This is a genomic window from Methyloceanibacter marginalis, assembly GCF_001723295.1.
In the GTDB taxonomy this organism is placed as follows: domain Bacteria; phylum Pseudomonadota; class Alphaproteobacteria; order Rhizobiales; family Methyloligellaceae; genus Methyloceanibacter; species Methyloceanibacter marginalis.
On record NZ_LPWD01000283.1, the window covers coordinates 1 to 8,320 of the forward strand.

Below are 8,320 nucleotides of genomic sequence, written 5' to 3' on the forward strand. Positions count from 1 at the left end.
CGGCTTTGCCGACCGTCTCCGACCCGCGCGCTCGAGCTCGAGGAAATTCCGGCGTTGATCGAGGACTACCGCAAGGCGGCCGAGAACGCGCGCCAGGCGGCTTCGACGGCGTCGAGGTCCACGCGGCCAACGGCTATCTGATCGATCAGTTTCTTCGCGACGGCACCAATAAGCGGACCGACGCCTATGGCGGCAGCGTCGAGAACCGTACGCGCCTTCTCGCCGAAGTCTTGGAGGCCGTCACGAGGGTCTACCCGGCGAAGCGAGTTGGCGTGCGCTTCAGCCCGTTCTCGAAGTTCAACGACATGTCGGATAGCGATCCGATGAAGACGTTTACGGCGGCCATCGCCCGCGCCAATGACGCCGGACTGGGCTATGTCCATCTCGTCGAGGGCGAGATGGGGCAGTCGCGCGACCTGCCTCCGGGGGCGGACATGGCCAAGCTGCGCGCGGCCTTCTCGGGCGCCTACATGGCGAATAACGGCTATGACCGCGAACGGGCGATCGAGGCCGTCGAGTCCGGCGCGGTGGATCTGGTGGCATTCGGCAAATTGTTCCTCGCCAACCCGGATCTCGTGGAGCGGCTGGAGAAGAACGCGCCCCTCAACGAGCCTGACCAAGACACGTTCTATGGCGGCGATGAACGCGGCTACGCCGACTATCCCACCCTGGAGGAAGTCGCCGCTTGAGGCCCCAATTTGGACTTCCTGTGGGGTACACTCCAAGCTTGGCGATCGGAGGGATGAGCGATGGGAGCGAGGCGTACCGGCTCCATAATCGCTTGCCTGGTGCTTGCGGGCCTGGCGCCCTCTCCAAGCGCCGGCGAGGCGGTGCCGGCTGCCGGCCGGATCGTCGCGACCTATGCGCCGGTCTCGCCGGCATCAATCTCGGCGAATTCACGGTGACGGCGGCATATTCGGCAAGCGCCTACGAGATGGCAGCCGACGGCCGTTTCTCGTTGCTCGCCGGCCTGCTCTACAAGGCGACCGGCAAGACCACGAGCAACGGGAGGCTCACGGAAGAAAGCCCGCAACCGGCGCGCTACACCCTGTCCTACGAAGACAGCAAGAAGAGCCAGCAGCTCCGCATGAGCTTCGCCGGCGGGGCCGTGAGCGACGTCAAGATCGTGCCGCACAAGAAGCCGAACCCGCGCGACCTTCCCGTTACCGCGGAACAGCTGAAGGGTGTTCTCGATCCGCTCACCGCAGCCTTCCTCTCGGTGCGCTCGGACGCCCCGCCCGGCGACCTGAAAGTCTGCGGGCAAACGATCAAGGTGTTCGACGGCAGGCAGCGTTTCAATATCGCGCTCACGCCGAAGCGGACGGAGACGCTGGGCAGAGGCGCCCCGAAGGGACTTTCCGCACGCGTCGCCGTATGCCGGGTGCGCTACGAGCCAATCGGCGGCTACCGGCCCGATCATCCCGGCGTGCAGTTCATGCAGAAAACGGACGAGGTCGAAGCCTGGCTGGTGTCCGTACCGGGAACGGAATTCTACGTCCCCTACAAAGTGCTGGTGCCGACCGCCTGGGGCACCGGCACGGTGACGCTCACGGACATGAAAGTGGCTGTCGGCGCCCAACGCGCCGCGGCGCCTTGAGAACATTCCAGCCGCTCAATAGGGCGTGGATTCGGCGTCCCGTTGCGCCTTGAGGGCCTTCGCGTACCACACGAACTCGTCGATGAAGCGGGCGGCCGCCTCGTCGATCCACTCCTGCGTCGCCGAGCCATCCTCTTTTAGCGCTTTGCCGATCGTCGGGATCGACAGCACCGACGGTACGCTCGGCATGCCCATTTCAGAGAGGATCGTGCGCAAGGCCACGGCGGCGCGCACGCCGCCGAAACGCCCGGCGGAATAGGACACGATCGCCGAGGGGCGCCAAAAATACTCCTCGAGAAAATGATCGAGGAGATTCTTCAAAGCCGGCGGCACGGACTGATTGTATTCGGCGCTGACGATGACGAAGCCGTCGGCGCGGCGAAACAGATCCGCCAGCTCTTCGAGAACCGGCGGCGCCTCGCCCTTTGGATATTCCTTGTACATGCGGTCGAGCAGCGGGAGCTCTTTATCGCAAGGGTCGACCAGCACGGGCTCGTGTCCGCGGGCTGCGAGCTTGCCGATGATGTAACGCGCCGCCTTGATGCCCTGGCGGTCGCGGCGCACGGAGCCGAGAATAACTGGGAAGAGAAGAGCCATTCCGTCTCCGATCCAGGCGCTACATCGCCTCGGCCTTGAACAGCTGGTTGATATCGCCCCCCCACGGCCCCTCATAGGCGGCAAGGAGACGGTCCGACTGGGTGCGTCCGGTCTCGACCACCTCAATCAAGGACTTGAGCGCGCCCGTCTCGTCCTCGCCCTCGCCGTTGCGCGCGCGGCGCAGCAGGCCGCCTTCGGCAAGCGCCAGCATCTCGCGGGCGATCTCGCGCAAGGTCCGGCCGCGGAACGGGGTCTTCAGTCCGAGCCGCGGAACCTGGTCGCGCATGGTCTGCCGCTCCTCGGCCGTCCAGCCGGCGATGAGGCCGGCGGCGGCATCGAGCGAGGTCTTGTCATACAGGAGCCCAGCCCAGAGCGCCGGCAGCGCCATCAAGAAATCGAAGGGGCCGGCGTCGGCGCCGCGCATCTCCAGGAACTTCTTGAGCCGCACCTCGGGGAAGAGCGTGGTGAGATGATCCGCCCAATCCTCCATGGTGGGCTTCATGCCCGGCAACGCTTCGAGCTTGCCTGCGAGAAAGTCGCGGAAGGAGCTGCCTGCCACGTCGATATAGCGGCCGTTGCGATAGACGAAATACATCGGCACATCGAGCGCGTAATCCACATAGCGCTCGAACCCCATACCGCCCTCGAAGGCGAAGGGCAGCATGCCGGTGCGGTCGGGATCGGTGTCGCGCCACACTTCCGCGCGATAGGACTGGAAGCCGTTGGGCTTGCCTTCGGTGAAGGGCGAGTTGGCGAACAGCGCCGTAACCACGGGCTGAAGCGCGAGCCCCACCCTCAGCTTCTTGACCATGTCCGCTTCGCTGCCGAAATCCATGTTCACCTGCACGGTCGCGGTGCGGAACATCATGTCGAGGCCGCGCTTGCCGCGTGTGGGCATGTAGCGCTTCATGATGCGGTAGCGCTCTTTCGGCATGAGCGGCAGTTCTTGAAGCGTCCATTTGGGCGAGAAGCCGAGGCCGATGAAGCCGATGCCCAGTTGCCGCGCCACGCCGCCCACCTGGGACAGATGCTGGCGAAGCTCTTTTTCGGTCTCATGGATGGTCTTGAGCGGCGCGCCGGAAAGCTCGAGCTGACCGCCCGGCTCGAGGCTGATGGACCCGCCGATGGGACAATCGGTGCAGGACAGCGCGATGATGTTGCCGTCCTCGCGCACGGGGTCCCAGCAATAGCAATTGTGGTGCATCTCCAGGAGCGCCTGGATGCCGTGTTTTCCCCCATAGGGCACGGGCGAGTTGTCCTTGACGTTGAAGCCGAACTTCTCGTGCTCGGTGCCGATGCGCCATTCGCTTTCCGGCTTCGATCCTGCCTCGAGATAGGCGACGAGCTCGTTCCGCGACTCGATGACGGGGCTCTTCGGCCCATTCACACGTGTCGACATTCGAGGGGAACTCCGCTTGGAGGACGTGGCTTCTAGGGGGCTGGCGTCCCGGGGGTACAGGACAACTCTATATTGCGCCGGGCGCGAGGCGCGGCAAGGGGCAGTTCCGCACAATCACGAAAGCCTGACCTCCCGTCCTCAGACCATCATGCGGTGGTAGAGGTCGAACATGATCCACAGGCTGCCGCCGACCATGATGAAAATGAGCACGCAGGCGAAGGCGAGCGCGATCAGGTTCTCGCGCGGCGTGGACCGGAAGTCGATATGCAGGAAGAAGTGCAAATGCACCAGGATCTGGATCACCGCGAAGATAGCGATGACGATCAGCGCGGTCTGACGCTCCATAGCTCCGAGGCGACGATGCCGAAGGGGATCGCGGTCAGGATCAGGGCGAGCACGATGCCGATCAGATAAGGCTTGAGGGTCCGTTCGACCGGAATTCCAGAAATGGCATCCATCACAATAATCCCGGCAAATAGACGACGGAGAAGATCACGACCCAGATGATGTCGAGAAAGTGCCAGAAGAGGCCGAGCCGCATCACCCGGGAGGCGACCGGCGCGGTGAGCCCCTTGAACAGAACCTGACCGATCATCACCAGGATCCAGAGAAGCCCCACGCTCACATGCAGCCCATGGGTGCCGACCAGCGTGAAGAAGGCCGACAGGAAGCCGCTGCGGTCAGGGCCAGCCCCTTCGGCAATCATGCCGGCGAACTCGCCGAATTCGAGGAAGATAAAGCCCGCGCCCAGTGCGAAGGTGACGGCGAGCCACAACAGCACCTTGGACCTGTCGCCCTGTGATAGGGCCACGGCGGCGACGCCGAACGTGGTGCTGCTGAACAGCAGCAAGGCCGTCTCCGCGGCCGCACGCTCCAGGCTGAACAGCTCTTTGCCGGTCGGACCGCCGGCCGCGTTGCCGACCATCACAAGATAGGTGGCGAACAGGCAGGCGAAGATGATCGCGTCGCTCATCAGATAGAGCCAGAAGCCGAACTCCTTCTCCTCGTATTTCTGCGCGTCTTGCGGCGTGACGGTCATGGTGTCGGCGGCGGCGGTCATGTGGAGGGCTCCGGCATAGGCTGACCGGCAAAGCCCGGATCGTCCGCCATTTCGTTCTTAGGCGCCTTGGCAAGCTGGGCGAAGCGCGCGTCTTCGATCTTCTTCACCTCGCTCGCGGGCATCACATAGTCGGTGTCGTCATCGGAGGCGCGGATGACGATGGCAACGAAAATCACGGCAAGGCAGAGGATGGCGAGCCACCAGATGTACCAGACCATGGCGAAGCCGAAGACGAAGCCGGCGCCGCCGATTACCGCGCCGATGAACGTGTTCTTCGGAATCGAGATGTCCTCGTATTCTGCCGGGCGGCTCATAAGCGACGCCGCGCGCCTCATGTCCCACCACGCATCGATGCTCTGCACCTGCGGCACCACAGCGAAATTGTACGGCGCCGCCGGCGAGGACGTGGCCCATTCGAGTGAGCGGCCGTTCCAGGGATCGCCCGTGAGATCGAGCGCCTTGTTGCGGTCGCGGATGCTGACGGCGAGCTGCACGCCCAGGCAGACAATCCCCAAGAAGATAATGAAGGCACCGATGGCCGCGACGATGAGATGCGGCTGCCAGGCGGCGATCTCGTAGTGCTCCATGCGGCGCGGCATGCCGAGCAGACCCAGCACGTAGAGCGGCATGAAGGCGAGATAGAAGCCGATAATCCAGCACCAGAACGATGCCGCGCCCCACCATTCGTTCAGCTTGAAGCCGAACGCCTTGGGGAACCAGAACATGTAGCCGGCGAGATAGCCAAACAGCACGCCCGGAATGATCATGTTGTGGAAGTGGGCGATCAGGAACGTCGTGTTGTGCATCAGATAATCGATGGGCGGCAGCGCCAGCAGCACGCCGGATAGTCCGCCGATGACAAATGTCACGAGGAAGCCGAGCGTGTAGAGCATCGGCGGTTTGAAGATGATGCGGCCGCGATACATGGTGAGCAGCCAGTCGAACACCTTCACGCCGGTCGGCACGGCGATGATCGTGGTCATGGTGCCGAAGAAGGAGTTGACCCGCGCGCTCGAGCCCATGGTGAAGAAGTGATGCAGCCAGACGGTGAAGGACAGGATGCCGATGGCCATGGTGGCGAGCACCAGCGAGATGTAGCCGAACAGCCGCTTCTGGCTGAAGACAGCGACGACCTCGGAGAACACGCCGAAGGCGGGCAGGATGAGGATGTAGACCTCGGGATGACCCCACAACCAGAATAGGTTGATGTAGTTCATCATGTTGCCGCCGGCCTCGTTGGTGAAAAAGTGGAAGCCGAGCGTGCGGTCGAGCATCAGCGCGCCGCAAGCAACGGTGAGCGCGGGAAACGCGAAGATCATCAAAATGCTGGTGACGAACACGGTCCAGGTGAACAGCGGCAGCCGGAACATGGTCATGCCGGGCGCGCGGCACTTGACGATCGTCACCAGGAAATTGATGCCGCTCATGGTCGAACCGATGCCGGAGATCAGCACCGCCCAGAGCCAGTAATCGACGCCGACGCCCGGCGTGAACTGCGAGCCCGAATAAGGCGGATAGCCGGTCCAGCCGGCGGTCGAGAACTTGCCAATCACGAGCGAGATCAGCACGAGACCCGCGCCGGCCGTAGTCAGCCACAGGCTGATCGAATTCATGAAGGGGAAGGCGACGTCGCGCGAGCCGATCTGCTGCGGCATGATCAGATTGATCAAGCCCGACAGGAACGGCATGGCCATGAAGAAGATCATGATCGTGCCGTGCGACGAGAATATCTGATCGAAATGATCGGGCGGCAGATAGCCTTCGTTGTTGTAGGCGATGGCCTGCTGCGAGCGCATCATGGCGGCGTCGATGAAGCCGCGCATCAGCATGACGAGCGCGACCATGACGTACATGATGCCGATCTTCTTGTGATCGATGCTCGACACCCAGTCGAACAGCACGAGCCGCCAGGCGCCGAAATAAGTGATGACCGCCATCACCGACAGCGCGCCGAGCACGGTGACGCCCGCACCCGAAGCGGCAATGGCGCTGTAGAACGGCAGGGAGTCGATGGTCAGTCGTCCGAAGAAATCCACTGGTCCTATTCCGCTGGTTCGGCCGCGCTATCCGCGTGCGCGGCGTGCGGCTCTCGATCCACGTCACCGTGGCTGTATTTGGCGATGATCTTGTCGAACAGGCCTGGTTCGACGCCCGAGTAGTAGGTCACCGGAACCTTCTCGCTCGGCTTGGCGAGCTTCTCGTAGGTGGCTGCGTCCAGAGGCTGCGAGGATTGCTTCGCCTTTTCCATCCAGGCGTCGAAGTCTTCCTTCGAGGTGGCGAGCGTCTGAAACTGCTGATTGGCAAAGCCCGTGCCGCTGTACTGAACATTGCGCCCCCAGAACGTGCCCGGCTTGTCGGCCAGCAAATTGAGCCGCGTCTGCATGCCGGCCATGGCATAGATCTGGCCGCCGAGCGCGGGGATGATCAGCGAGTTCATCACCGTGTCGGAGGTGATGGTGATGCTGACCGGCGTATCGACCGGAATGGCCAGTTCGTTGACCACGGCGACATCGTGCTCCGGATAGACAAACAGCCACTTCCAGTCTTGCGCGATGGCCTGAACCTCGAGCGGTTTCACGCTCGGGTCGATCTGGTTGTAGGGATCGTATTTGTAGGTGTCGTGCCACAGATGCAGGCCAAGCCAGACGATGATGGCCGCGGGCACGCCCCAGACGAGAACCTCCGCCGGCCAGTAATAAGCGAGGTTGGGCGTATAGCGGGCGCTCTTGTTGGTGCCGCGGTAGCGCCACATAAACAGCGCGGCCATCACGAACACCGGGATGATCACGATCATCATGATGCCGATGGCTTGGAACAGGAGATCCCGCTCGGCGAGCGTGATGGGGCCTTTCGGATCGAGAACCGGACCGTCGATGACGCTGCAGCCGGCACAGAGCAAGGCCGCGCCAAGGGCCAACGCCAATGATCGATAAGCAAGAGCTGGTCTCACGATCACGCCTTGCGGTTCGATTTGCAGTCGGACGTCCGAAATCCGAATCAAACCTAGCCGGTTCGAGGCGATTCTGCGACCTCAAAGGCCCGAAAGCCGGCCTATTGTGAAAATTGCGTCAAACTTGTCCGAGGCATTTGTCAGTGCCAGTCGCCGAGCACGGCATTGACCAACGCAAGACAGGCAATTGCTGCCGTATCGGCGCGCATAATGCGCGGGCCGAGCGAAACCGGCACGACGTAAGACTGACGCAACAGCAGCGCGCGCTCCTCAGGTTCGAATCCGCCTTCGGGTCCGATCAGCACGGCGAGCGGCCGCGGGGTCTGTGCCGCCAGGGTTTCGAGCGGCGAAGCGGTGGGTGCGGCCTCGTCGGCGAAGATGAGGAGCCGGTCCTGATCCCAGTCTTCGATCAGACCTTCAAGCTTTTCAGGCGCCCGCACCTCGGGCACGCGCAATATCCCACATTGCTCCGCCGCCTCGACCGCGTTCGATTCGAGACGTTCGATCTTGACGCGCTCGGCGACCGTGCGGCGGGTGATGACAGGCTGAAGCAGGCTCGCGCCCATCTCGGTGGCTTTCTGTGCCATGTAGTCGAGACGTGCGCGCTTGATCGGCGCGAACAGATAATGCAGGTCGGGGCCGCCTTCTTGCGCGCGCGTCTGGTGTTCAGCGGCGAGCGTCACCTTCTTCTTGCCGACGGCGGCGGCGCGCGCGCGC

General features: G+C 63.1%; 10 protein-coding genes. 2 read left to right on the forward strand and 8 right to left on the reverse strand.

Annotation, left to right across the window (positions count from 1 at the left end; all coding sequences use genetic code 11):
• Positions 1-689: oxidoreductase (locus tag AUC71_RS10850; protein WP_483127805.1), on the forward strand; the 689-nt coding region annotated here is incomplete at its 5' end.
• Positions 690-742: 53 nt separating this feature from the next.
• Entirely contained in the window at positions 743-1,597 is an 855-nt protein-coding gene (locus AUC71_RS10855; protein ID WP_069624281.1) for a DUF3108 domain-containing protein, read from the forward strand.
• Positions 1,598-1,612: 15 nt separating this feature from the next.
• On the opposite strand, the gene AUC71_RS10860 is transcribed toward AUC71_RS10855, so the two are convergent.
• The 8 genes from AUC71_RS10860 to AUC71_RS10890 form a co-directional block, all read right to left on the reverse strand.
• Positions 1,613-2,194: an NADPH-dependent FMN reductase gene (locus AUC71_RS10860; RefSeq protein ID WP_069624282.1), complete on the reverse strand. Its 582-nt coding sequence runs from the start codon at positions 2,192-2,194 to the stop codon at positions 1,613-1,615.
• Between the two features lie 19 nt (positions 2,195-2,213).
• Positions 2,214-3,593, reverse strand: coding sequence for a glutamate--cysteine ligase (locus tag AUC71_RS10865; RefSeq protein ID WP_069624283.1), 1,380 nt, complete (start codon positions 3,591-3,593; stop codon positions 2,214-2,216).
• Between the two features lie 138 nt (positions 3,594-3,731).
• Positions 3,732-3,938, reverse strand: a complete 207-nt coding sequence (locus tag AUC71_RS21240) for a cytochrome o ubiquinol oxidase subunit IV (RefSeq protein WP_244500914.1) — start codon at positions 3,936-3,938, stop codon at positions 3,732-3,734.
• Positions 3,917-4,051: a hypothetical protein gene (locus AUC71_RS21975; RefSeq protein ID WP_280139309.1), complete on the reverse strand. Its 135-nt coding sequence runs from the start codon at positions 4,049-4,051 to the stop codon at positions 3,917-3,919. The genes AUC71_RS21240 and AUC71_RS21975 overlap by 22 nt, the downstream gene beginning before the upstream one ends.
• Positions 4,051-4,653: a cytochrome o ubiquinol oxidase subunit III gene (gene cyoC, locus AUC71_RS10875; protein WP_083238293.1), complete on the reverse strand. Its 603-nt coding sequence runs from the start codon at positions 4,651-4,653 to the stop codon at positions 4,051-4,053. Before cyoC ends, AUC71_RS21975 begins: the two co-directional genes overlap by 1 nt.
• Entirely contained in the window at positions 4,650-6,689 is a 2,040-nt protein-coding gene (locus AUC71_RS10880; RefSeq protein ID WP_069624284.1) for a cbb3-type cytochrome c oxidase subunit I, read from the reverse strand. Before AUC71_RS10880 ends, cyoC begins: the two co-directional genes overlap by 4 nt.
• 5 nt (positions 6,690-6,694) lie before the next feature.
• The gene (gene cyoA / locus AUC71_RS10885; RefSeq protein WP_141701616.1) at positions 6,695-7,603 is read right to left on the reverse strand and encodes a ubiquinol oxidase subunit II; all 909 of its coding nucleotides are present in this window, start codon (positions 7,601-7,603) and stop codon (positions 6,695-6,697) included.
• 140 nt (positions 7,604-7,743) lie between these two features.
• The coding region (locus AUC71_RS10890; RefSeq protein ID WP_069624285.1) for a 16S rRNA (uracil(1498)-N(3))-methyltransferase at positions 7,744-8,320 on the reverse strand (577 nt) is incomplete at its 5' end.

Coding starts and splice junctions, on each gene's coding strand:
- AUC71_RS10855 (WP_069624281.1), top strand. CDS start 743: ATGAGCGATGGGAGCGAGGCGTACCGGCTCCATAATCGCTTGCCTGGT.
- AUC71_RS10860 (WP_069624282.1), bottom strand. CDS start 2,194: ATGGCTCTTCTCTTCCCAGTTATTCTCGGCTCCGTGCGCCGCGACCGC.
- AUC71_RS10865 (WP_069624283.1), bottom strand. CDS start 3,593: ATGTCGACACGTGTGAATGGGCCGAAGAGCCCCGTCATCGAGTCGCGG.
- AUC71_RS21240 (WP_244500914.1), bottom strand. CDS start 3,938: ATGGAGCGTCAGACCGCGCTGATCGTCATCGCTATCTTCGCGGTGATC.
- AUC71_RS21975 (WP_280139309.1), bottom strand. CDS start 4,051: ATGGATGCCATTTCTGGAATTCCGGTCGAACGGACCCTCAAGCCTTAT.
- cyoC (WP_083238293.1), bottom strand. CDS start 4,653: ATGACCGCCGCCGCCGACACCATGACCGTCACGCCGCAAGACGCGCAG.